The sequence below is a fragment of the Amphritea sp. genome, from assembly GCF_048266285.1.
In the GTDB taxonomy this organism is placed as follows: Bacteria; Pseudomonadota; Gammaproteobacteria; order Pseudomonadales; family Balneatricaceae; genus Amphritea.
Genome location: NZ_JBLWZV010000007.1, coordinates 42,247 through 65,046 on the forward strand (window position 1 = coordinate 42,247; position 22,800 = coordinate 65,046).

At 50.7% G+C, this 22,800-nt stretch carries 19 protein-coding genes and 2 tRNA genes; 10 read left to right on the forward strand and 11 right to left on the reverse strand.

Features of this window, described 5'->3' with window-relative positions; genetic code table 11:
* The first annotated feature begins 95 nt into the window (after nucleotides 1–95).
* Nucleotides 96–1,805: a thiol reductant ABC exporter subunit CydD gene (cydD, locus tag ACN0T0_RS10165; protein WP_417225695.1), complete on the forward strand. Its 1,710-nt coding sequence runs from the start codon at nucleotides 96–98 to the stop codon at nucleotides 1,803–1,805.
* Nucleotides 1,798–3,435 (forward strand): amino acid ABC transporter ATP-binding/permease protein, encoded by a 1,638-nt coding sequence (locus ACN0T0_RS10170; protein WP_417225697.1) that lies wholly within the window; start codon nucleotides 1,798–1,800, stop codon nucleotides 3,433–3,435. The genes cydD and ACN0T0_RS10170 overlap by 8 nt, the downstream gene beginning before the upstream one ends.
* A 126-nt stretch (nucleotides 3,436–3,561) precedes the next feature.
* Here the strand turns inward: ACN0T0_RS10170 and fusA are convergent, their stop codons facing one another.
* From fusA to ACN0T0_RS10200, 6 genes are all read right to left on the reverse strand, one after another.
* Nucleotides 3,562–5,646, reverse strand: a complete 2,085-nt coding sequence (gene fusA, locus ACN0T0_RS10175) for an elongation factor G (RefSeq protein WP_417225699.1) — start codon at nucleotides 5,644–5,646, stop codon at nucleotides 3,562–3,564.
* 156 nt (nucleotides 5,647–5,802) lie between these two features.
* Nucleotides 5,803–6,366 (reverse strand): phosphoribosyltransferase, encoded by a 564-nt coding sequence (locus ACN0T0_RS10180; RefSeq protein WP_417225701.1) that lies wholly within the window; start codon nucleotides 6,364–6,366, stop codon nucleotides 5,803–5,805.
* Between the two features lie 182 nt (nucleotides 6,367–6,548).
* The gene (locus ACN0T0_RS10185; RefSeq protein ID WP_417225703.1) at nucleotides 6,549–6,989 is read right to left on the reverse strand and encodes a c-type cytochrome; all 441 of its coding nucleotides are present in this window, start codon (nucleotides 6,987–6,989) and stop codon (nucleotides 6,549–6,551) included.
* On the reverse strand, nucleotides 6,970–7,449 hold the full coding sequence (locus ACN0T0_RS10190) for a DUF411 domain-containing protein (RefSeq protein WP_417225705.1): 480 nt from the start codon (nucleotides 7,447–7,449) through the stop codon (nucleotides 6,970–6,972). The genes ACN0T0_RS10185 and ACN0T0_RS10190 overlap by 20 nt, the downstream gene beginning before the upstream one ends.
* Nucleotides 7,446–7,865: a Cu(I)-responsive transcriptional regulator gene (cueR, locus tag ACN0T0_RS10195; protein WP_417225707.1), complete on the reverse strand. Its 420-nt coding sequence runs from the start codon at nucleotides 7,863–7,865 to the stop codon at nucleotides 7,446–7,448. The genes ACN0T0_RS10190 and cueR overlap by 4 nt, the downstream gene beginning before the upstream one ends.
* Before the next feature lie 48 nt (nucleotides 7,866–7,913).
* Nucleotides 7,914–8,261 (reverse strand): hypothetical protein, encoded by a 348-nt coding sequence (locus tag ACN0T0_RS10200; RefSeq protein ID WP_417225709.1) that lies wholly within the window; start codon nucleotides 8,259–8,261, stop codon nucleotides 7,914–7,916.
* Nucleotides 8,262–8,405: 144 nt separating this feature from the next.
* On the opposite strand from ACN0T0_RS10200, the gene ACN0T0_RS10205 reads away from it, so the two are divergent.
* A complete protein-coding gene (locus tag ACN0T0_RS10205) occupies nucleotides 8,406–10,622 on the forward strand; it encodes a heavy metal translocating P-type ATPase (RefSeq protein WP_417225711.1) in 2,217 nt (738 codons plus the stop codon).
* 325 nt (nucleotides 10,623–10,947) lie between these two features.
* Here the strand turns inward: ACN0T0_RS10205 and nhaB are convergent, their stop codons facing one another.
* Complete coding sequence (nhaB, locus tag ACN0T0_RS10210) at nucleotides 10,948–12,456, reverse strand: sodium/proton antiporter NhaB (protein WP_417225712.1); 1,509 nt, start codon at nucleotides 12,454–12,456, stop codon at nucleotides 10,948–10,950.
* 261 nt (nucleotides 12,457–12,717) lie between these two features.
* On the opposite strand from nhaB, the gene ACN0T0_RS10215 reads away from it, so the two are divergent.
* From ACN0T0_RS10215 to ACN0T0_RS10240, 6 genes are all read left to right on the forward strand, one after another.
* Nucleotides 12,718–13,449, forward strand: coding sequence for a glutathione peroxidase (locus ACN0T0_RS10215; protein WP_417225714.1), 732 nt, complete (start codon nucleotides 12,718–12,720; stop codon nucleotides 13,447–13,449).
* Nucleotides 13,450–13,596: 147 nt separating this feature from the next.
* Nucleotides 13,597–14,874, forward strand: a complete 1,278-nt coding sequence (locus tag ACN0T0_RS10220) for an imelysin family protein (protein ID WP_417225716.1) — start codon at nucleotides 13,597–13,599, stop codon at nucleotides 14,872–14,874.
* A gap of 4 nt (nucleotides 14,875–14,878) precedes the next feature.
* Complete coding sequence (locus tag ACN0T0_RS10225) at nucleotides 14,879–16,375, forward strand: di-heme oxidoredictase family protein (protein ID WP_417225718.1); 1,497 nt, start codon at nucleotides 14,879–14,881, stop codon at nucleotides 16,373–16,375.
* Nucleotides 16,372–17,463 carry an imelysin family protein gene (locus ACN0T0_RS10230; RefSeq protein WP_417225720.1) on the forward strand — a complete coding sequence of 364 codons (1,092 nt, stop codon included), beginning with the start codon at nucleotides 16,372–16,374 and terminating at the stop codon, nucleotides 17,461–17,463. The genes ACN0T0_RS10225 and ACN0T0_RS10230 overlap by 4 nt, the downstream gene beginning before the upstream one ends.
* On the forward strand, nucleotides 17,453–18,580 hold the full coding sequence (locus ACN0T0_RS10235) for a DUF1513 domain-containing protein (protein WP_417225722.1): 1,128 nt from the start codon (nucleotides 17,453–17,455) through the stop codon (nucleotides 18,578–18,580). The genes ACN0T0_RS10230 and ACN0T0_RS10235 overlap by 11 nt, the downstream gene beginning before the upstream one ends.
* A 109-nt stretch (nucleotides 18,581–18,689) precedes the next feature.
* Nucleotides 18,690–19,778, forward strand: a complete 1,089-nt coding sequence (locus ACN0T0_RS10240) for an LbtU family siderophore porin (RefSeq protein WP_417225724.1) — start codon at nucleotides 18,690–18,692, stop codon at nucleotides 19,776–19,778.
* A gap of 64 nt (nucleotides 19,779–19,842) precedes the next feature.
* On the opposite strand, the gene gcvA is transcribed toward ACN0T0_RS10240, so the two are convergent.
* On the reverse strand, nucleotides 19,843–20,736 hold the full coding sequence (gcvA, locus tag ACN0T0_RS10245; protein ID WP_417225726.1) for a transcriptional regulator GcvA: 894 nt from the start codon (nucleotides 20,734–20,736) through the stop codon (nucleotides 19,843–19,845).
* Between the two features lie 209 nt (nucleotides 20,737–20,945).
* Between gcvA and ACN0T0_RS10250 the strand changes: the two genes are divergently transcribed.
* Nucleotides 20,946–21,164 (forward strand): RSP_7527 family protein, encoded by a 219-nt coding sequence (locus ACN0T0_RS10250; RefSeq protein ID WP_417225728.1) that lies wholly within the window; start codon nucleotides 20,946–20,948, stop codon nucleotides 21,162–21,164.
* Between the two features lie 338 nt (nucleotides 21,165–21,502).
* Here ACN0T0_RS10250 and ACN0T0_RS10255 read toward each other — a convergent pair.
* From ACN0T0_RS10255 to znuA, 3 genes are all read right to left on the reverse strand, one after another.
* Nucleotides 21,503–21,589, reverse strand: a tRNA-Leu gene (locus ACN0T0_RS10255).
* An 80-nt stretch (nucleotides 21,590–21,669) separates the two neighbouring features.
* Nucleotides 21,670–21,756 (reverse strand) — tRNA-Leu (locus tag ACN0T0_RS10260).
* 71 nt (nucleotides 21,757–21,827) lie between these two features.
* Entirely contained in the window at nucleotides 21,828–22,784 is a 957-nt protein-coding gene (gene znuA / locus ACN0T0_RS10265) for a zinc ABC transporter substrate-binding protein ZnuA (RefSeq protein ID WP_417225730.1), read from the reverse strand.
* Between the last annotated feature and the right edge of the window lie 16 nt (nucleotides 22,785–22,800).

Consider the following 22,800-nt stretch of genomic DNA (forward strand, 5'->3'; position numbering starts at 1 on the left):
CTATACTCCTTTTCCGTCAATTATGGCTAAAATATGCCAATAATGACAAGCACCTTCACACAATACCAGCTCCTTCGTAACAGAGGCCGCCATTGATGAGCCAGATCAATATCTCAATGCTACAGCAGTGTAGCGATGGTCAGCAGCTACTGCGACTGGCCGGAAAAATCAGCCGCCGAGAGAACCGTGGTTTAACTCTATTAGGCATGCTGCAAACCGCCACTACCATCGGCATCACCGCCCTGGTAGCCCTGCTGATCAACAGTGCCGTCTATGCCGCCGAGCCTATCACTTGGCAACCTCAGGCATGGCTATCACTGGCACTGTTATTAACGCTACGGGCACTGCTGCCGCTCTGGCAAACCCGCTTAGCGGATCGCGCCAGCATTAATGTGCGCAACCAATTACGCGGCCTCGTATTGCAGCACTGTGAGAGCTTACAGCTGCATGTTGAGCAACACTTCAGTCATGCCGAACTCAGCAATCTATTGAGCAATGAGATCGACAGTACCCGGGATTATTTTGCTGAATTTTTGCCCCAGCAACGGCTGGCAATGCTGGCACCCATCATGATTATACTGGCCTGCTTTTGGAGTGGCTGGCTCGTGCCGTTATTGTTAGCGCTTTCCGCCCCTTTGATTCCCCTGTTCATGATTATTGTGGGCCACAAAGCCGCCGATGCCAGCCGTCGCAACCTGACAGAGCTGACCCGGCTCGGTAATTTACTCTCAGACCGCATCAAAGGTATTTCTGCGTTACAACTCGCCAATCGCTGCCCAGAAGAGCAGCACAACCTCTTTCGCCAGTCAGAACAGTTTCGTCGCTCAACCATGCAAGTACTGCGGCTAGCATTCCTCTCCGGCACGCTATTAGAATTCTTCAGCGCGATCAGCATCGCTATGGTAGCGGTGTATCTCGGATTACTTTATCTCGATAAATACCAAATCGGCATGTGGCAAGACAATCTCAACCTTAGCCACGGCATCTTCTTACTGATGTTAGCGCCGGAATTTTATCTACCGCTACGTCGTCTCGGCGCGCTCTATCATGCCCGCGCCGATGCCAGCAGTGTTGCCGACCATTTACTCAGACTGATGCAACTGCAACCGCCAGCCCAGCCTAACGACATAAGCACCTTACCCAGCGAAACGATCGATCAGATCGATCTTAAACAGCTGCACGTTGGCTACGGTGATATTGTTATTGGCAGCCACAGCTTTAGCCTTAAACGGGGACAGATGACGCTCTTAAACGGGCCATCCGGGGTGGGTAAAAGCACGCTCTTGGACACCCTTGCGGGCTTGCAACCTGCAATTAGCGGGCAGCTAGAGGTGAACCACAAGGCGCTCAATATTTTCAACAACCGTCACTGGCAACAGCACATCGGCTATATGACCCAACAGCCTGAGCTGCTGTTTGACAGCATTCGCAACAACCTCTGCCTAGGCCGACGATTTACCGACGAACAGCTGTTCACGGCCCTTAGGCAGGCCCGTGCCGAGCATCTAGTGACGGCCCTAGCAACACAACTAGATTACCAAATCAGTGACAGCGGTGGTTTCCTCTCTGGCGGACAAGCACAGCGGATTGCCCTTGCACGGGTCTTTCTACATCAACCTGACCTCTTACTGCTAGACGAACCCACCGCGAATCTCGATCATGACAACGCCGTCGCCTTTATGGCTGGCTTGCGTCAATTCACTGATAACGGTGGCATCGTTCTTATCAGTAGCCACCGGGATGCAGCGGCGCAGTTTGATCAAATCATCAGTCTGACAGCAACTCCGGAGGCAACCCATGCCTAAACTCGTCAACCGTTACTTTCAGTTGCTATGGCAACAGCGCGGCATGGCTTCGCTGGGGCTGCTACTAGCGACCGTTACCGCCCTCTCGGGAATCGCCTTACTGGCGGTATCCGGCTGGTTTATCAGCGCCACCGCTTTAGCCGGCTTATCGCTAACCGCCGCCCATGGTTTTAACTATTTTGCCCCCGGAGCTGTCGTGCGCGGCTTATCGATTAGCCGCACCTTTGGTCGCTACGGTGAACGATTGGCCACCCATGAGGCCACTTTTCGGGTTATTTCGCACTTACGCAGCGATATGTTCGCCACTCTGGCTCAGCATAACTGGCAAGAACAGCCACTCAACAGTCATGAGGCCAGCGGTCGACTACTAGACGATATTCGTCATGCCGAAGCACTCTATCTCTCAGCATTAGTGCCGGGACTAGTGATGCTGCTCAGCAGTTTGCTTTATCTGGCCACCATTATGCTCTTTTTACCCACATTGGCGCTCTGGCTAACCCTGCCACTGCTGGTCTCAGTCGTGCTAGTGCCGCTGCTCTATCTACGCCGAGTGTTGCAGCCACAAAACAGCCTACATCAGCAACGCAATCAGCAATGGAGCGATGCTCACTCGCTGTTTAGCAATCTGCGGACCCTCATTCTATTTGATCGGCTCTCCCATCAGGGCGAGGCGCTAACCCACAGCGCTCATATTGCCGATACCACCGAGCAGCAAACCAGCCATGCCCGACAGCAAGTACTGGTTATCAACCAGTTAGTCCATGCAGCTATGCTGTTATTAGTTTTATGGCAGGGACTCATCAGCTTAGCCGCTGGGCAATTAGAGGGGGCACTGGTGTTTATGCTGCTGTTACTGACTCTTGGCCTACAGGAAGTCCTCGTCACCGGTAGCAGCGCGCTGGCGGCCTTTGCACTGGGTTATAAAGCCTTGCAACGGATCGGCCAACTCAGTCCAAGTACGCCCCAGGCCGACCAACGTCAGTTCGTTGAGCCCCAAAGCACGCAAAAGAGCATCGCAGTAACAGCATTAGAATACCGCTACCCATCACGCCAAACTGCCACTCTATCGGGGCTTAACACCACGCTGAAGGCAAATAATTGGTATTGGCTGACGAGTCCTAGCGGGCATGGTAAAACCACCCTATTGCAGCTGCTAGCAGGGCAGCTACAGCCACAACAGGGGGAACTCCTCTATACCGGCTTAGCTCCTGAGCAGGTCGGTTTAATGCCGCAACAGATAAGTCTGCTACAAGGCTCACTGCGCTTTAATCTTTGCCTACACCATGACTTTAGTGAAGCGGCACTATGGCAGGCGCTGCAACTTGTGGAACTGGATAGCTGGGCCGAACAATTGCCAGATAAATTAGATACCTGGTTAGGTACAGGCGCTCAGCTGCCTTCCGGGGGTGAATTAAAACGTTTGGGGCTGGCCCGTTTGATCTTGCTTGATCCGCAGGTGCTGTTACTAGATGAACCGACCGCCGGGATTGATAGCGCGCGCAGTCGTCGAATTCTGCAGCGACTCCGACCGCGCTGGGCCAACCGTATTATTGTCATCAGCAGTCATGAGACGCAGCTGATGGCCGCCGAGGACCAGCCTTTAAGTCTTCCAGCCACTCACATCAGCTAACAAAAAAACCCGCCACGGCGGGTTTAGAGAAGCAAGCAGATCGCTTATTTTTACCGTATTTCAGATATCGCAGACACAAAAAAGGCCCGCACAATGCGGGCCTTCTCATATAACGCTCAGCTACAATTACTTGTTAGCTTTGCGCTCTTTCTCTTCAGCGATAACCTTATCAGCAACAGATGCTGGGCAAGCTGAGTAGTGCGCGAACTCCATAGAGAACTGACCACGACCAGAAGTCATAGTACGCAGGTGTCCGATATAACCGAACATCTCAGACAGAGGCACGTCAGCTTTAATACGTACGCCTGAACCCGCTGCTTCTTGACCAGAGATCATGCCGCGACGACGGTTAAGGTCACCGATAACATCACCTACGTGATCTTCAGGAGTGAACACGTCAACCTTCATGACAGGTTCCAGCAACTGTGGACCCGCTTTAGGCATAGACTGACGGAAAGCACCTTTAGCGGCGATTTCAAAGGCAATCGCAGAGGAGTCAACCGCGTGGAAGCCACCGTCATACAGTTCGATTTCAACGTCCAACACAGGGAAACCAGCCAGTGGGCCTGTTTCCATCATACTCTTGAAGCCCTTCTCGATAGCCGGGAAGAATTCTTTTGGTACGTTACCACCCACAACAGTCGATGCGAAGGTGAAGCCAGTGTTCTGCTCGCCCGGCTTGATGCGGTAATCAATCTTACCGTATTGACCTGAACCACCAGACTGTTTCTTGTGCGTGTAGCTGTCTTCGATCGCCTGAGTGATAGTCTCGCGGTAAGCAACCTGTGGCTGACCTACGATCAGTTCAACGCCGTATGTACGCTTCAGGATGTCAACTTTGATATCCAAGTGCAGCTCGCCCATACCTTTCAGGATGGTTTCGCCAGAGTCTTCGTCAGTTTCAACGATGAAGGTAGGATCTTCTGCAACCATTTTACCGATCGCGATACCCATCTTCTCAGCACCACCTTTATCTTTAGGTGTTACTGCGATAGAGATTACAGGCTCAGGGAAGACCATCGCTTCAAGCGTACATTCGTGCTTAGGATCACACAGTGTGTGGCCTGTCTGTACGTTTTTCATACCCACGATCGCGATGATGTCACCGGCTTGAGCAGAATCAAGTTCTTTACGCTCATCGGCTTCCATTTCACACATACGACCAACACGTTCAGTTTTACCTGTGAACGAGTTCAGTATGGTATCGCCTTTCTTCAATTTACCAGAGTAAATACGAATAAAGGTCAGAGCACCGAAACGGTCATCCATGATTTTGAATGCCAGTGCGCGGAAAGGCTCATCAACAGAAACAGTCGCAACTTCACCTGTTGGCTCACCGAACTCATCGGTCAGATCCTGTGGAATAACGTCAGTTGGGCTCGGCAGGTAATCAACAACCGCATCCAGAATCAGCTGGATGCCTTTGTTCTTGAATGCAGAACCACAGTAAGTTGGGAAGAACGCCAGTTCACGAGTACCGGTACGGATGCAACGCTTGATATCTTCCATAGCAGGCTCTTCGCCGTCCATGTAAGCCATCATCAGGTCATCGTCTTGCTCTACAGCCGTTTCGATTAACTGTTCACGGTACATTTCAACATCTTCTACCATGTCGGCAGGTACGTCAGTAACTTCGAAGTTCTCTGGCAAGCCAGTATCATCCCAAACGTAAGCTTTACGTGTTAGCAGGTCAACCACACCCACGAAGTCTTCTTCACGGCCAATAGGCAGAACCATGATCAGTGGCTTAGCCGCCAATACATTTTCAACCTGGTCGACAACTTTATGGAAGTCAGCGCCCATACGGTCTAGCTTGTTAACGAAGATGATACGGGAAACGCCCGATTCATCAGCATAACGCCAGTTAGTTTCTGATTGAGGCTCAACACCACCAGAACCACAGAATACGCCGATGCCGCCATCCAGAACTTTCAGTGAACGATATACTTCAACCGTGAAGTCAACGTGCCCTGGAGTATCGATGATGTTCATGCGGTGATCTTTCCAGAAAGTGGTGATCGCCGCTGACTGGATAGTAATCCCCCGCTCAGCTTCTTGTTCCATGAAGTCAGTCGTGGACTCACCATCGTGAACCTCACCTGTCTTATGGATTTTACCTGTCAGCTTCAGGATACGTTCGGTCGTAGTAGTTTTACCCGCGTCTACGTGGGCGAAAATACCGATGTTACGGTAGTGTGATAAGTCAGACATTTCTTCACTCGAATGTTAGGGGCGTAAAATGCGCGGCATTATACCGCATATCATTGGCATTTGTAGATATTTTAAGCAAAGAATAATCCTCGCTGTGATATCAACGCTCAGGGTTTATTTTTGGGCATACGGATACTCTCTTCACAGCAAAGGCTGTCAGATGCCGTATTCCTCATAAATCTCTTTCAGTCCCGGCTTATTGGCCAGCATCTCTTCCTTGTCCAACCCCTTAAGTTCATGGGGGAAAACCAGCCAACGGTCTGATTTATGCAAATAATAATCGGGTTCTAAATCGGTTCGATTATTAACTGGCTTGAACCAAGGTGTCGCAATCCGAATATCATGGGGTGCATTCAGACGGGCCTTGTCTTTTAGCGTATCGATAACCGCTTTAATACTCAGGCCTGTATCGAACACATCATCAACAATCAGCAATGAATCTGATTGATTGATGTTACGCACTAGATAATCCAACCCATGCACCCGCACCTCTTTTTCCCGGGTACCAATACCCGAATATGAAGAAGTACGAATAGCGATATGATCGGTATCGACACCCAGATGATCTAACAGTTCCTGTACTGCGATACCGACCGGAGTACCTCCGCGCCAAACACCCACAATAAAATCAGGACGGAAGCCACTATTATAGACCTCCAGAGCCAACCGGAAAGAATCTTCAAGCAGATCCTGTGCGCTCAGATATACTTTTTCAACCATCTCTTTATTCCATTTACCGGCCGATACGGACCTATGTATACAGGCCTATCAAAGCACCCGTTAAAAGTACCGAATTGTCGGCAAGACCCGCTACTGTACGTATTCTGACCAGTCCACGCAAGATCAACAGGGCGTTTTTATGTAAAAAGCAGGGGCCATTGAGATGGCCCTGCAGAATAGTGTTACCTCAACCCACCACGATCAAGCCATGCCTGATAGGTCGTTGTCGGCCATTGACTCTGGAAGAAGCTAATCAACGCTTCAATATCCGCATCTGACAGCTGGCCTGCAAAGCCGGGCATCGAACCGCCCAACGGCACACCGCCTTGCTGAATAGAACGTTTTAGACCTTTAAGAGGATGATGCCACGCATGCCCCAAACCATTTAACGGCGGAGGCGGGTAGGTGCCATCCGCACCGAGTGTCTGCCAGTTCTGCGTGCCTTGGGCGCTAGCGCCATGACATTCGGCGCAATTATCGGCAAATAATGCTTTGCCAGTTGCGACCTGTGACGGGCTATACCAGCGTCCATCAACGGTGGCTTCCGTTTCACCACAACCGGTCAACAACGCCATACTCAACAGCAAAGCGGCCACGGTTCTATTAGTAATCGGCATATTCATGATAACTCCCGACCCGGTTTTGCTCATCAATAGCGTAAACTGTAAAGGCATCTTTACGCGCTCCATCACTATCCATACCGGGACCTCCGAACGGCATTCCCGGCACTGTTAATAGGCGAACATGATTCTCCGTCGCCAGCAAACGTTTAATATCCTGTGCAGGCACATGCCCCTCAATCACCTTGCCATTCACTTCGGCGGTATGACAGGAGGCGCCATTGGCGGGCACCCCTAAACGTTGTTTATGGGGAGTCACATTACTGACAACCACATCATTGACGGTAAAATTGTGCGCTTTTAAATGACTAATCCAGCCCTTGCAGCAACCACAACTGGCACTGCGATAGACGTTAATAGAATAAGACTGCTCGGTTTTATCCTTCAGCCATACCGGATCAGCCCCATAAGCATGAACAGACAATCCCAGAAAACCAACCAAGGCCCATTGCATATAGTTCATGCTTTACCCCCACAGACAGGCTCGTCCGTCATACCATTCAATTGATCCAGAATCGGACATTCCGCTTGTTCATCACCACGACACTCACTAACAGCAGTTTTCAATAAAGCCCGCATCTGCTGCAATGACTCAATCTGCTGATCGATCCGCTGGATCTGCTGCTCAGCTTTCTGCTTAACGCTAGCACTGGTGCGAGTGGGATCTTGGGACAGCGCAAACAACGCGCGACTCTCATCGAGTGAGAACCCCAAATCCCGAGATCGCTTGATAAAACGGAGCATATCCAGTTGCTGCTCACTATAGATACGATAGCCGTTCGCGGCACGCGCAGCGGGAGGAATAACCCCCTGTTGTTCGTAAAAACGGATGGTTTTACTGGTCAGCCCCGTTGCCTCGGCTGCCTGAGAAATATTCATAATGCACTCCAACGATATTTAACCAAAAACGATTAACCTTGCGGTGTATCAAGCAGGTAAAAGCATCGCGCGGGGAGGATGGTAGGGCGGAGGAGAAATAGCGGAAAAGTAGACCTCTGGTGCCCAGACAGGCACCGCGGTCATAAAGCGAGGTAGTTCAGTGGGCAAAACAAACACTGCAGCCGAAAATGCGCCACAGCAGTGTGACAGTGGCTCACAACAGCTCAGCTCATGCATGCCACAATCTTGTTCATCGTGGCGGCTTTGCTCATCCATCTCGACAGACATATGACAATCCGCTGATGCTTCAGCGACCATCCACACGGACGCCGTTGAGCCCGTCTGATTAAAGACCAGCACACTGAACAACAGAATTATGAACGCTCGATAGATCATCAATACAGACCGGTGTTTATCCAGATATCATGAATTTAAAATACAGATTCGCGCGTTCTTATAAAAAATGCAACTTCCGGTTGACCTTACAGTGACTGGAAGCTCTAACCTTATGTTAGGTAAACACTGTGATGAGAGAACATCATGACGACAACACTGTTATTAGAGAACGTCACCTGTGCCGGGTGCGTTAAAAAAATTGAAAAAGGCATCAATGCACTTCCGAACGTCGAACAAGCCAGCGTCGACTTTCCCCAACGCCGCCTAAATGTCGAAGGCAGTATCAGCGGCCCGCAACTGATCGAGGTGCTGTCTGACATCGGCTATCGTGGCCGACTCGCCAGCAATGACGCGAATGACAGGGCCCGTCAAAAAGCCCAACAAGCGGCGCAATATAAGCAGTATATCCGCAATACGCTATTGGCATTAGGGCTTGGGGTTCCGCTAATGGTCGCCGGTTTGTTAATGGATGAAATGAGTGTCCGAACCCTTCAAGATCAATTGATTTGGGGCGTTGTCGGGCTACTAACGCTGATGATTTTACTGTTTCCTGGTCGACATTTCTTTACTGGCGCGTGGCACTCTCTGAAAAACGCCTCGGCCACCATGGACAGCCTGATCGCACTCGGTACCGGCTCTGCCTGGTTATTCTCAACCGCCGTGGTGCTGCTACCCGAGATGTTTCCAGAGGGTTCACGCCATCTGTATTACGAAGCCAGCGCCATGATTATTGGCTTGATCAATTTCGGCTTGGCGATGGAAATACGCGCCCGGGGCAAAACCTCTGAAGCGGTCGAGCGGCTGCTCAACCTACAGCCCAAAACGGCCCGAGTTATCCGTAACGAAAAAGAGATAGATCTACCGTTAGAACTGGTCGAAAGTGGCGACCGGCTGCGCATCCGCCCCGGTGAGCAGATCCCCGTCGATGCCATTGTAGAGGAGGGCAGTAGCCTGATTGATGAATCCATGCTCAGCGGAGAACCGCTACCGGTAAGCAAATCCAACGGCGATCAGGTCAGTGCCGGCACGTTAAATAAATCCGGCGCGCTCATTGTCAAAGCAGAGAAAGTCGGCAGCGACACCGCCTTAAGCCGCATTATTGAGATGGTAAAACAGGCTCAGGCGAGTAAACCGGCAATATCCCGACTCGCAGACACCGTGGCATCGATCTTTGTGCCGGTGGTGATACTCTGCAGCCTCGCCACCGCGCTTATCTGGTATATCTGGGGCCCACAACCCCCTCTAGCCTATATGTTGGTCACCTCGATGACCGTACTCATTATCGCCTGTCCCTGTGCTTTGGGTTTGGCGACACCGATGTCGGTCATGGTCGGAGTAGGGAAGGCTGCTGAATACGGTATTCTCATCCGCAATGGACAGGCCCTGCAGAGCGCTTCCCAACTGGATACGCTGGTGCTGGATAAAACCGGCACCATTACCGAAGGCGCACCGCAGGTGACCGATATTCTGACCGACCGAGCCGATATGCTGCAGCTAGCTGCGTCATTGGAAAGCGCATCAGAGCATCCGCTAGCGGAGGCGATTGTACGCCACGCCAACGAGCAACAGATCCCCCTATTAGCGGTGGATAACTTTCAAGCCACCAGCGGTCGGGGAGCGATCGCCGATATCAATGGTATTAGCGTCAGCCTCGGCAATCAGGCTTGGATGCAGCAGCAGGACATCGACTGTGCCAGCTACGAGCAGCAAGCAACGGTTTTCGCGGAACAAGCAAAAACACCGGTGTACGTTGCTCTTGATGGACAGATCGCGGGACTCTTAGCCATTGCCGACCCATTAAGAAAGGATTCTATTGCCGCCATTGCTCGCCTAAAGAAAGCCGGGTTGAAAGTCATTATGCTCACTGGCGATAATCCACATACTGCCGCAGCGGTAGCCCGACAAGTAGGTGTGGATAACTTTATTGCTGGCGTTTTGCCACAAGATAAGGCCATTGAGATTGAGAAACTACAACAAAACGATAATACCGTGGGCATGTGCGGCGATGGTATCAACGATGCGCCCGCTTTAGCACGGGCTGATGTTGGCTTTGCGATCGGCAATGGCACCGATGTCGCGATAGAAAGCGCCGATATGGTACTGCTGCGCAATAGCCTACACTCGGTAGCCGATGCCATTGAGCTCTCTCGGGCGACCCTAGGTAATATTCGTCAAAACCTGTTTGGTGCCTTTATCTACAACACTCTAGGCATTCCTATCGCCGCCGGTATTTTATTCCCCTTTACGGGTTTGCTCCTCAGCCCGGTTATCGCTGGGGCCGCTATGGCCTTCTCATCCGTCACCGTAGTGAGTAATGCCAACCGACTGCGCCTGTTCAAACCCTCTTCGGCCAAAACATAGAGAGATAAAACAGTCGCTAGCCTGTGCAACAAGACGATTTTCCACTTGTGCACAGGCTTTCAGGCTGATTTCAGCTAATCATTCGATAATGGTGACATAATGTCGGAGGATAGCCCCATGTGCAGCTCACCCAAAGCCAGTCACCAAAGCCATAGCAACACCACGTTGAGACCCATACAGTTAAACGGTCATCAGCAGGCAAATTTTGCCGCAAAAGCCAATGCGGCCTTCGAGCGTAGAGAACAGCAACGTCTACAGCGTAACCAATCTCACAGCGTACCGGTGGATCAATCCTCTCGGCTGCAGCGACTGTGGCGTAAGTTATTCAGAGCAGATACCACACCGCCAACAGCCCGGTCACACTCAACACAATAGTGTAGGGCAGGGCCATGATGACCATTCGCATATAAGACAACCTAATCAGCGGCGCAACCGCCGAGGTTAACAGAAACAGAAACGCCGCCTGCCCATTCGGAGTGGCGACACTTGGTAGGTTGGTGCCGGTATTAATCGCCACTGCCAACGAATTAAAATGTGCCTGGCTGATACGCCCTGCAGCAAAGGCATCCGCCACCTCATTGATATAAACCGTAGCGACAAAAACATTATCGCTAATCGCCGACAGCAACCCATTCGCAATAAAAAACATCACCGGTTGATAACGCAAGTCTTGGGCTAATACGGCTTCAATCACCGGCGTAAACAAGTGCTGATCGTGAATCACCGACACAATGGTAAAAAATACCACCAGCAATGCGGTAAAGGGCAACGACTCTTCAAAAGCGTGCCCCAACTGATGCTCTTCCGTAATACCATTAAGACTGGTGAGTAAAATAATCACCGTTAAGCCAATTACCCCCACCTCCGCCAAATGGAAGGCTAGCGCTACAATCAGAAAGATAGCGACCGCAAACTGCATATAGAGTGCCGCTCGCTCTTTCATCCCCCAACGGGCATGGGCCTCATGATCATACTGTTTCAAAATATCGAACACCGGCTGGGGAATCCGTCCACCGTAACCAAACCAGCCGGTCTTTTCTAATATGACGGTCGTAAGTAAGCCGCAAAACAGAACTGGCATCGAAACAGGCGCCACATTAATGAAGAATTCGTTGAAGTACCAACCCATCTTCTCCCCAATCAACAGATTCTGTGGCTCACCCACCAAGGTGCTGACGCCTCCCAGCGCTGTACCCACGGCACCATGCATTAACAGGCTACGCAGAAACGCCCGAAACTCATCAAGTTCTAAGCGATGCTCTTCATGCAAAGCATCATCGTTCGATCGATCGTACTCCATACCGGGATGGCAACCAGAGACAACCCGATGGTAGATAGCATAAAAACCCACCGCCGAACTAATCAGCACGGCAGTTACGGTGAGCGCGTCCAGAAAGGCTGACAGTGCAGCACCCATCAGGGTAAATAACAGCGCCAAAGACGTTTTATTGCGTACATTCAGCAACAGCTTAGTAAACACAAACAGCAGCATCCCTTTCATAAAATAGATGCCTGCCACCATAAACATCAACAACAAAATAACTGGTAGATTAGCGCTGATCTCACGGTACACATGGGCAGGCTCTGATAGGTGTATCACCACCGCTTCTAGCGCCAACAACCCTCCCGGCTGCAGGGGGTAACACCTAAGCGCCATGGTTAGCGTAAAGATAAATTCAAAAATTAGCACCCAACCACTGACGGCCGGCCCCATCAGCTCATTAATCAATGGATTAATGAAGAGAAAAATAACGATTAAATTTTTATACCATTCTGGTGAATTACCCAAAAAGTTGCTGTAAACCGCCGGTAGAAAAGAGCGTAAACTGTGCATAAATCTATAGCAGCAAGACGAAGACCTGCTGCTCTCCCATGTCCATCTAAATTTTGTGGATATAGCTTAAATCAGCCGTACAGTGAATCGCCATGACAGAAAGCAGCTATCGGCTTATATTACCTGTCGCTTAACGTGTGAACGCTACGACAATTAGCTTTTAACTATCAGCTCTCTAAAATTAATTAATTTTATTAACTGAACGTCATTTGGCATTATCACCCTATTGAAAATTACTACCCCATTAGAGGAATGAAACACATGCTAACCAATAAAGAAGGCCAGAAAATCCCTCAGGTTACGTTCCACACCCAGCAGAACAATCAGTGGGTAGATGTCACCACTGACGAATTGTTCGCCGGTAAAAAAGTCATTATTTTTGCACTGCCGGGTGCCTTTACCCCGACTTGCTCAACCACACACTTACCCCGTTATAACGAGCTGCTTCCAGTATTTAAGCAGCAGGGTATCGACAGCATTATCTGTATCTCAGTCAACGACACCTTTGTTATGAATGCATGGCAGGCCGACCAAGGTGCTGAAAATATTACCTTTATTCCAGACGGTAATGGTGAGTTTGCTGCCGGTATGGATATGCTGGTCGATAAAGAAGAGATAGGCTTTGGCAAACGCAGCTGGCGCTATTCGATGCTAGTCGTTGACGGCGTCGTGGAAAAACAGTTTATCGAACCCGATCTGCCCGGCGATCCGTTCACCGTATCCGATGCCGACACCATGCTTAACTACATCAACCCAACCGCAGAACAGCCAAAGCGGGTGAGTGTATTGACCAAACCGGGATGCCCACACTGCATCCGCGCGAAAAAGCTATTGCAAGAAAAAGGCTTCCACTATGAGGAAGTAGAACTCGGTAGCCACGGTCTGAGCTACAGTTCATTAGCCGCCATCAGCGGTCAGGGAACGGCACCGCAAATATTTATTGATGGCCAACGTATCGGCGGGGCCGATGAGCTGGAACAATACTTCGCGTAATCAAACCCCATATACCTAAGGTTAAAAGCCGGTGAATGCCGGCTTTTTTGCTTTTTATTTAAAATTTATTATCGCGCACGCCAACTTACTATTGCGAATCATTCTTATTTGCATTAGCATCCCCGCATCACGTAACGGAGTAACGTCATGCACCTCAAATCTTTTATCACTGCCGCTATCGTCGCCGGGACGCTGTATTCCCCGATCGCCTTTTCTGCCGCGCCTGCACCCGCAGCCATCATTAACAACTATGCAGATATCGCCCTCGCTACCTATGAAGACGCGTTGTACAGTGCCCAAAACCTAAAACAGCGCATCAATGCTCTGCTGAAAGACCCTACGCCTGCTAGCCTAGCAGACGCCCGCACCGCTTGGGTTGCTGCGCGCGTACCTTATCAACAATCAGAGGCGTTCCGTTTTGGTAATAGCATCGTCGATGACTGGGAAGGCCGGGTCAATGCTTGGCCACTGGATGAAGGGTTAATCGACTATGTCGATACCAGCAAATACGGCAGCGAATCCGATGAAAATGAGCAATTCCGAGCCAATGTCATCGCCAATACCTCGTTACGTGTCGCCGGCGTTGAGATTGATGCCACCCATATCACGCCCAAATTTATTGCTGAAACCCTGCATGAAGCCGATGGCATCGAAGCCAATGTTGCCAGTGGTTACCATGCGATTGAGTTTTTACTCTGGGGCCAAGATCTAAATGGCACAAACCCCGGCGCAGGTAATCGGCCAGCCAGCGACTATAGCCTAGACAACTGTACCGGCGGGCATTGCGATAGACGCCGCGACTACCTACAAGCCGCCACGGACCTTTTGATTACCGACCTGCAAGAGATGGTCGACAACTGGCAAGCCAATGGCGCAGCGCGTCAAGAACTGGCAACCAAAGAAGATAATGCCGCCATCGCCACCATTCTCACCGGCATTGGCAGCCTCGCTTATGGCGAACTGGCCGGCGAGCGCACCAAGCTAGGATTGATGCTCCATGACCCGGAAGAGGAGCATGATTGCTTCTCAGATAACACTCACTGGTCTCATTTTTATGATGCCAAAGGGATTCGCAACGTCTATCAGGGTCAATACTCCCGTATCGACGGCTCGGTGGTTTCCGGTCCAAGCCTGTCAGACTATGTTGCCGCCACCGCTGCGGTTGCCGATCAAAATATGCAAAACAAATTAGCCGCCACCGAAGCCGCCGCCCAAGCGATGGTCGATGCCGCCAGCCAAGGACAAACCTTTGATGTGCTGATTGGAGAAAATAATCCACAAGGTAATCAACTGGTGCAAGACTTCGTCGATTCGCTGACCGATGAGACCAAGGCCATTGAAAATATCATCGCCGTGTTAGAACTCGATGATATTGAACTGGAAGGATCGGATAGCCTAGACAACCCTGAAAAGGTAATGGAATAAGTCGATGGGGACAGCCTTTCCTCGACGCCGGCTAATCACCGCTGCGCTGATAATACCAATGCTAACGACGGCTTTACTAGCTGTCGCAGCAACGGCTAACGCAGGCACAGCAACCGAGCAGCCGGCAGTTTATAGCCCAGGAGAGGAGCGTCCCGGTGGGGACACCAGCCATAACAAGCCCCGTAACCGTCACGCTTTTAGTCAACCTTCAGCTAATATGAGCTTTGCCCAGCGGTTCAACTTTGGCCTCGGGGATAGCCTGTTCGATAAGGTCTGGGTGCCTTCCCCATCATCCACTACCGCCAGCGACGGCCTTGGGCCACTCTATAACGCTCGCTCATGCGATCAATGTCACCGACGCGACGGACGTGGACTTCCTCCCAGCGCCAACTGGCCGCAAGAACACGCAGTATCGCTGTTTCTGCGCTTAAGCATTCCCCCGCAAACCCCGGAGCAACGCCAACAACTCGCACAGGGCACACTTGGAGTTATCCCCGAGCCTAACTACGGCGAGCAATTACAAAACCGAGCGATCAACGGACTCGATGGCGAAGGGCATATGCGGATTAGCTATCACGAAACCACCGTTACCCTAGCAGACGGAACACAGGTTAACCTGCGGCAGCCCAGCTATAGCATCGATGAACTGAGCTATGGGCCACTGCATCCACAGGCAATGTTGTCGCCTAGATTAGCCCCGCCGATGCTTGGTTTAGGGCTACTGGAAGCGATTCCTGCCAGTGCCATCCTCGCCAACAGTGACCCTGATGATCTAAACGATGATGGTATCTCCGGGCGCCCCAACTGGGTCTGGGATGAACAACAACAGCAAACGGTTATCGGTCGATTTGGCTGGAAAGCAGGTAACCCAAGTGTACTGCAACAAACCGTTAGCGCCTTGAGCGGTGATATCGGCATTGCCACGCCCTATCGACCATCCCCCTTCGGCGACTGCACACAGCATCAAAGCCGGTGCTTGCAACAGGCCGATGGTAATACTCCACAGCAGGATAATAGCGAAGCCTCAGCCGAACTGGTACAACACTTGGTGTTCTACACCCGTAACCTCGCACCACCGGTTCGCCCTACGGCCAAACAGCCTGAAATACTCAGGGGAAAAGCGATCTTTCAACGTAGCGGCTGCAGCAGCTGTCACCAGCCTCACTTTAATACCGGCCATCGAAGCGATCTTCAAGAACAATCTAATCAGCTTATCTGGCCTTACACCGACCTACTGTTACACGATATGGGTGAAGGTTTAGCCGATCACCGACCGGAATATAAAGCCACCGGACAAGAATGGAAAACCCCGCCTTTATGGGGCCTAGGACTGACAAAAGCCGTCAATGGCCATCGTTTCCTGCTCCATGACGGCCGCGCCCGGTCACTGCTGGAGGCCATTCTTTGGCACGGCGGCGAAGCCAGCCCCGCGCGACAGCAGGTCATTAATTTAGCAACATCAGAGCGACATGCGCTTATCACTTTTTTGGAGTCATTATGAACCAAGCCTCTTCTCCTTTGTGGCCAACCCTTTTAGGTGCTGCCGTTTTGCTAACATTTACCGGCGTACTGCACGCGGCACCGACCGAGCAACAGTGGCAAACGGTTAACCATGCGCTAGTCGATGAGCATATTATCCCTCGTTATCAACACCTCGCAGAGAGCAGCGCAGCACTGGCCACCCGTACTGAGCAACTGTGCCAACAACCGGATCAAGCGCACCTCAACGCCGCACAACAAGCCTTTCATCACACCATGGATGATTGGCAAGCTGTACAACATATTCAATTTGGCCCGATAGAAAACCTGATGCGTAATTTCAGTATGCAGTTCTGGCCGGATAAGAAAAACCTGATCGGCAAACAGTTAAACATACTCCTCGCCGAGCAAGATCCAGCCACTCTGAAAACCGATGCCCTATACAAAGCCAGTATCGGTGTTAAGGGGCTTCCGGCACTGGAACGCTTACTCTTTACGGGCCAACTGAGTGAGCTTGAGAACAACAGTTATCGCTGTCAGTTGACCAGCACCATTGCCGCCTATGTCGCAGAAAATAGCGCCGCGACAGTGACCGAATGGCAACAAGAGTACAGTGCTTCGGTGTTTAATGCCGGCAGTGAAGACAGCTACTATGACAACCATCAAGAAGCCGCCGTTGATATGCTCAAATCATTGGTTGAGCCGGTTGAAGCGATCCGCGACCAGAAAATACTTCGGCCACTGGATAACGGCGAAAAAGTGCGTCCCCGCCGCAGTGAATCTTGGCGCAGTGAACGTTCAATACGCAATATTCAGCTGAATATGGCTAGCCTGCAAAACCTCTATGCGGGTAACTCCCATAGCGTCGATAGCTTATTGCGCGAACAGGGTGCCGCCGCACAAGCCGACCAGATTAGCGCCCTATTTAGCCATATCATCGGCCAACTGAAGAACGTTAAGGGGCCTTTAGCCACCAGCCTTTACCAAGCGGAAACCGTCACCCAGCTGCAACAGATCAGCACCGCTTTGAAACAACTGGATGCAGAGCTGAATGCCGCTATGCAAACACTCGATATTCAACTGGGATTCAATAGCCGTGATGGAGACTAATCGTCGTCGTTTCTGCCAACTGCTCGGCAGTGCGCTGTTATTGCCGTCACTACTACCGGCCGCGGCGCTGGCCGGTAATGCTGCGCCAACGGCCAAACCACTGTTCGCCTCAGCGGCACAAGACCCTGCCGGTGAATATCATCTTTATCTGATAAGCGAGCAGGGCGAAGTGCTATTCGACCATCTGCTACCGGGACGTGCACATCATACCGAAGCACACCCGAATCAGCCTTTGCTGGCCAGCATCGCCCGTCGCCCCGGCCGCTTTATCGATATTATCGATTATCAACAGCAGCGCTTGGTAAAACGTATTCTGGCAGAAGAGGGTCGACACTTTTTCGGCCACGGTATTTTCTCAGAAGATGGCCGCTGGTTAATCACCACCGAGAACGAGCTAAGTACAGGACAGGGTAGGGTGGTGATCCGCTCTTTAGTAGACGATTATGCCGTGATTGCCGACTATCCCAGCCACGGAATCGGCCCCCATGAACTCGTTCAGCAACCTGGCAGCTCGGTATTGGTCGTTGCCAACGGCGGCATCTTGACCCACCCGGATCATGGCCGAGAAAAGCTTAATCTCGACAGCATGCAGCCCTCACTCGTGCGCCTAAACCTCAATACCGGCGAATTACTGGAACAACAGATGTTACCAGCCCAGCAGCATCAATTGAGTATCCGCCATATCGATACCACGGCACAGGGAAGCACCGCCATTGCGCTGCAATATCAAGGTAATATCGGCGATAACCCAGCGTTGGTGGCGATTCATCATCCGAACCAACCCATAACTCTGCTGCAAGCACCGGACGCGATCAATATAGCGATGAAAGGCTACTGTGGCAGCGTCCGCTGTGATCTTAGCGGTCGTTATGCGGCGGTATCCGCGCCACGGGGCGATCTGATTTCATTCTGGGATCTAGATCAACAAACATTTATCTCCTCGGTCAAGAGTCGAGATGGTTGTGGTCTGACCGCTACCACCAACCCGGCTGAGTTCATTATCAGTGCGGGTACCGGCCGCTGCATCCGCCATAACCTTGAAACCGGGAGTACCACCCGTATGCCACAGACCCTCAAGACCGCTTGGGATAATCACCTGACGACCGTGCAGCTCTGACGCTCCAGCACTAGCTAAACAAACCCAACTAACGCCTGCAAACAGACCAGAACTCAGCTTCTGTGTCTGTCTGCGGGTGCCTTTTAGCGCGCTGAATAAAGGAAACACCATGAAAAAGACATTACTAGCCTCACTAATCACCGTCGCAATCGCCACGGCTCCCAACGCACAGGCCGATGATATGCAGGCGGAACTAGCCATACTGAAACAACGTATTGCTCAACTGGAATCCCAATTGAGTAACACCATGGCCGAGCAAGCGACGGTCAAAAAAACCGTCCAGCAAGCTAGCGACAGCCCTATCACGGTCAGCGGAAGCGCCGAGTTTCTCGCCACCGGCTCTAACCTGCCTGATGACAGTACCGAAAGTGATCTGGATGTCGACAGTGTCGAACTGACCATCAATGCGGCAGTGAATGAATATATGACCTTGTCTACCACCCTGAAGTATGAAGATGACGGTGAAGATCAGGATTTTTTTGTCGATGAAGCGATTATCTCCATCAGCACTGCCGATAACCCTTGGTCACTGATCGCAGGACGTACCGCCACCCCATTCGCCGTAGTCAACGGCAATGCTTGGACAGACCCGCTGACAGATGATCTGACCGACAACACTGACGATTTGCTTTATATTGGCTTCGGTCAAGGTATTTTCAGTGCCGGCGGCTATCTGTTTAAAGGGCAGAGTGATGAAAGCAATGTCGAGAACCTAGGCCTAAACGCCGCCCTAACACTCGATAACGGCCTTGCCGTGGGTGTGGGCTACCTGAACAATATCCGCAACACCGACCCGTTCCAAGCAGATAGCTTAACCGATGGCGACAAAGTCAGCGCTTCACGTATTAACCTAAGTTATGAAATCGAAACCTTAGCGCTGTCTGCTGAATACCTAAAAACTGAGAGTTTTAAAGAGCTAGCAGGGCGCCCACAGGTGGCTGTTTGGCACCTCAGTGCCGATTATGGCACTCATATATTCGGTGCGCCGGGTAATCTATCATTGGGGTACAGTAAAACAGACGATGCCGAGCTATTGACCGACGGAGGGGACGCCCTCTTTGCCCAATCAAGAGTGACCTTGGGCGCATCCCGCGAGCTACACGAGAATGCCGAACTGATTGTCGAGTTGGTTAAAGAAGAGGATTACGCCGGTGACGATATCGATACACTGAACTTAGTGTTATCCACAAGCTTCTAAACATTATTAATCAACCTATCGCCCGGTGACATCAGCACCGGGCTTTTAGAGCCGGCCCCTACTTTTAGAAGGCGTCCTCGGTTAGCTCCATCACCTCAAGTAACCATTCGCGAAACATCCGCATTCCATAGGTTAATTGACGATCTTTCGGATATACCAGATAAAACGCCTTACCAGTCAATAATTCAATATCCACCGGCGCCACTAGCTGGCCATACTGCAGTTCACGGGTGATCAACGCCTTATCCGACAAGGCAATGCCTAATCCTTCCAACGCCGCGCCGAGAGCTAGCTGAGTACTGGAGAATGACAAGCCTTTCTCCTCCCCAGTCATGGCAATACCGGCCTTCTGCAATAGGCGCTGCCACTCATTCCTGCGACTGGTCACATGAATCAGGGTCTGCTTTTTCAAATCCGCGAGGGTCTCTATCTGATGCTCTTCCAACTTTCGAGGACTACAGACCGGCACCACAATCGAGCGATGTACTAGATGAACTTCAATATCGTCATCATCCGGTGGATCACCAAAGTAGACCGCCATATCCAGATCGGTATGGTCAAAATCGATACGGTTAACTGCGCCGGTACTCAGGCGCAACTCTACGTCGGGGTAAAGGGCTTGAAAGTCCTTAATACGGGGCATCAACCAACGGCTTAAAAAGGCCGGCGGGGCTTCAAAGGTGAGCGAACTGGTATTCGGCGCCGAGATTAAGCGTCGGGTGGCGGCATCCAATTCATCCAATGCGTGGGACACGGCGACCAAATATTTCTCACCGGCAACCGTAATCTGTACCTGACGTTTTTCACGCTGAAACAGCTTTAATCCAAGAAACTCTTCTAAGGATTTTATCTGATGACTAACCGCCGATGGCGTGACAAATAACTCATCAGCAGCCTTATTAAAACTGCCTAAACGCGCGGCAGACTCAAAACTACGTAAAGCATTTAAAGGGGGCAAGCGTCTGATAGGCACCTCAATAGGTGAATTTAATTCACACTTAAGCTGAAAAACTGTCGTTTGTTCTTTGGTCACTGCGACCTTAGTATAACCATCAACGCAATGATGATCCAACCGCAACACACTATATACATTGAATACGGATAAATACGAAAGCCTATTCAACAATGTCCAAGGTTGGAAAATCGAGTCACCAAGGTGACACATAAATGAATTTTATTGGTGATAATATGAAGACGACAGAATACGGTTTTAAAGTTGATACATTAGGTGATGTCGATACTGCATACTACATCCAGCAGGGTCGTGATGCTCGCAATGAATACATTGCTGAGCGTATGAACGCTTTGACTACTTGGCTAAAAAGCCTGAAGCCAGCGCGTCAGCAAAAGAGTTTTAACAGCACTCGTTCATTCGGGACCGTCTAGGTCTAAACGAGACTCCTTTGGGGCCACTTTATGTGGCCTTTTTTTATACCTGCCAAATAGCCCCTCAATCTGATCGAATCCAATCGTAAATTACGATCACCTCCTATCGAGGCACTTACGCAAAACCAGCGCGAGCAGCAATAAGCCATCAGCTAACAACAGAGCAATAGCGTTATACACATCGCGATTATGTGCGCCTTAGGCACGTTAACGCCAAGGGGGGACAAGACAAAAATAGAAATAGAGATAGCATTAATAACGTATAGCAGATATGTCTTTAATGACTGGATGAAGAACGATTGAAAGATAAAAAGAACAACATAAGGAAGGTCATACGTTGGTGCAGATGGGGAGACTCGAACTCCCACGCCCTTTCGAGCACTAGCACCTGAAGCTAGCGTGTCTACCAATTCCACCACATCTGCAAATCAACTTACTACGTATAAGAGCGCCCTCTTGCTATGTGTATAGCAATCTCTTTCGAAGCTCAACTGCCCAAAGCAATTGGTGCAGATGGGGAGACTCGAACTCCCACGCCCTTGCGAGCACTAGCACCTGAAGCTAGCGTGTCTACCAATTCCACCACATCTGCTCCGAAAGAGGAGCGCATTATAAAGATGCCTTTTTCATTTGTGAAGTGCTCAACCCCACTTTTTTATGTTTTTATTGCTCTGACAGGCAGTTAGAGAAGCTATCCGCTAATGAATGCAGGTAATCGATGTATCCACCATGCTGTACTTCAATATCTATCGCCAAAGGATCGAGACGACCTACACGAATATCCAAGCCACGAATCAGGCTATCTACCACGGGGGCTTTAAACTGCGGCTCAACAAAAATACAACGGCCTTTGTCTGTTTCCAACGCTGAGCGAATCTCCGCCAACCGCCGAGCACCGGGCTTACGACCAGGATCAACGGTAAAATAGCCTAATTGGTTCAGATCATAGTGCTCGACGAACCCCGAAAAGGCATCATGAAAAACATAGAAACCAGCGTTATAAACGGGCTTAAGCTGCTGCTGTAATTGCTCATCAGCCTGCGCCAGACGGGCGGCAAAATCCTGATAAGCCTGCTCAAACAGCTCCGCTTTCTGTGGATACAGCACAGCTAATCGATCTTTAATTTTTTCCGCCGCTTCCAAGGCCAACTCCGGTGTCATCCAGAAATGCGGATCACCATCATGATGATGTTCATGCTCATCAGCGTGCTCACCTTCATGCTCATGAGCATCGTCATGGCTGTCTTCGTGTTCGTGCTCTTTCCCATGTTCATCATGCTCACTCGGTTCTAGCAATGCGAGGGCAGGGCGTTCAAGCTGACTAACGGTTTTGGTTAAAAACAACTCCAGATCTTCACCACCCCAGATAAAGAGATCAGCCTCATGGATATCGGAGACGGAAGAGGGTTTTAAAGAGTAGTGATGTGGTGAACTACCCGGTGGCAAGAGCACACCAACTTCAGCCAAATCGCCTAACATATCCACGGCAATTAACTGAATCGGTTTAATGCTGGCGAGTACCTTGACTGGCTTAGCCTGTAGGGCAGGCATCCAACCAATTAAAAAACTGAATAAAAAGAGTGAGCTATAGCGAGCTAATCGGCTAAACAAAGAGGCCATGTGAATGCATTCCGGT

Bases quoted from the DNA above. Each gene is read 5' to 3' on its own strand.
- znuA (WP_417225730.1), bottom strand. From the start codon at position 22,784: ATGGCCTCTTTGTTTAGCCGATTAGCTCGCTATAGCTCACTCTTTTTA.
- ACN0T0_RS10170 (WP_417225697.1), top strand. From the start codon at position 1,798: ATGCCTAAACTCGTCAACCGTTACTTTCAGTTGCTATGGCAACAGCGC.
- ACN0T0_RS10180 (WP_417225701.1), bottom strand. From the start codon at position 6,366: ATGGTTGAAAAAGTATATCTGAGCGCACAGGATCTGCTTGAAGATTCT.
- cydD (WP_417225695.1), top strand. From the start codon at position 96: ATGAGCCAGATCAATATCTCAATGCTACAGCAGTGTAGCGATGGTCAG.
- ACN0T0_RS10235 (WP_417225722.1), top strand. From the start codon at position 17,453: ATGGAGACTAATCGTCGTCGTTTCTGCCAACTGCTCGGCAGTGCGCTG.
- ACN0T0_RS10205 (WP_417225711.1), top strand. From the start codon at position 8,406: ATGACGACAACACTGTTATTAGAGAACGTCACCTGTGCCGGGTGCGTT.
- fusA (WP_417225699.1), bottom strand. From the start codon at position 5,646: ATGTCTGACTTATCACACTACCGTAACATCGGTATTTTCGCCCACGTA.
- ACN0T0_RS10190 (WP_417225705.1), bottom strand. From the start codon at position 7,449: ATGAACTATATGCAATGGGCCTTGGTTGGTTTTCTGGGATTGTCTGTT.
- ACN0T0_RS10240 (WP_417225724.1), top strand. From the start codon at position 18,690: ATGAAAAAGACATTACTAGCCTCACTAATCACCGTCGCAATCGCCACG.
- nhaB (WP_417225712.1), bottom strand. From the start codon at position 12,456: ATGCACAGTTTACGCTCTTTTCTACCGGCGGTTTACAGCAACTTTTTG.
- ACN0T0_RS10230 (WP_417225720.1), top strand. From the start codon at position 16,372: ATGAACCAAGCCTCTTCTCCTTTGTGGCCAACCCTTTTAGGTGCTGCC.
- ACN0T0_RS10215 (WP_417225714.1), top strand. From the start codon at position 12,718: ATGCTAACCAATAAAGAAGGCCAGAAAATCCCTCAGGTTACGTTCCAC.
- ACN0T0_RS10185 (WP_417225703.1), bottom strand. From the start codon at position 6,989: ATGAATATGCCGATTACTAATAGAACCGTGGCCGCTTTGCTGTTGAGT.
- cueR (WP_417225707.1), bottom strand. From the start codon at position 7,865: ATGAATATTTCTCAGGCAGCCGAGGCAACGGGGCTGACCAGTAAAACC.
- ACN0T0_RS10220 (WP_417225716.1), top strand. From the start codon at position 13,597: ATGCACCTCAAATCTTTTATCACTGCCGCTATCGTCGCCGGGACGCTG.
- ACN0T0_RS10200 (WP_417225709.1), bottom strand. From the start codon at position 8,261: ATGATCTATCGAGCGTTCATAATTCTGTTGTTCAGTGTGCTGGTCTTT.
- ACN0T0_RS10225 (WP_417225718.1), top strand. From the start codon at position 14,879: ATGGGGACAGCCTTTCCTCGACGCCGGCTAATCACCGCTGCGCTGATA.
- ACN0T0_RS10250 (WP_417225728.1), top strand. From the start codon at position 20,946: ATGAATTTTATTGGTGATAATATGAAGACGACAGAATACGGTTTTAAA.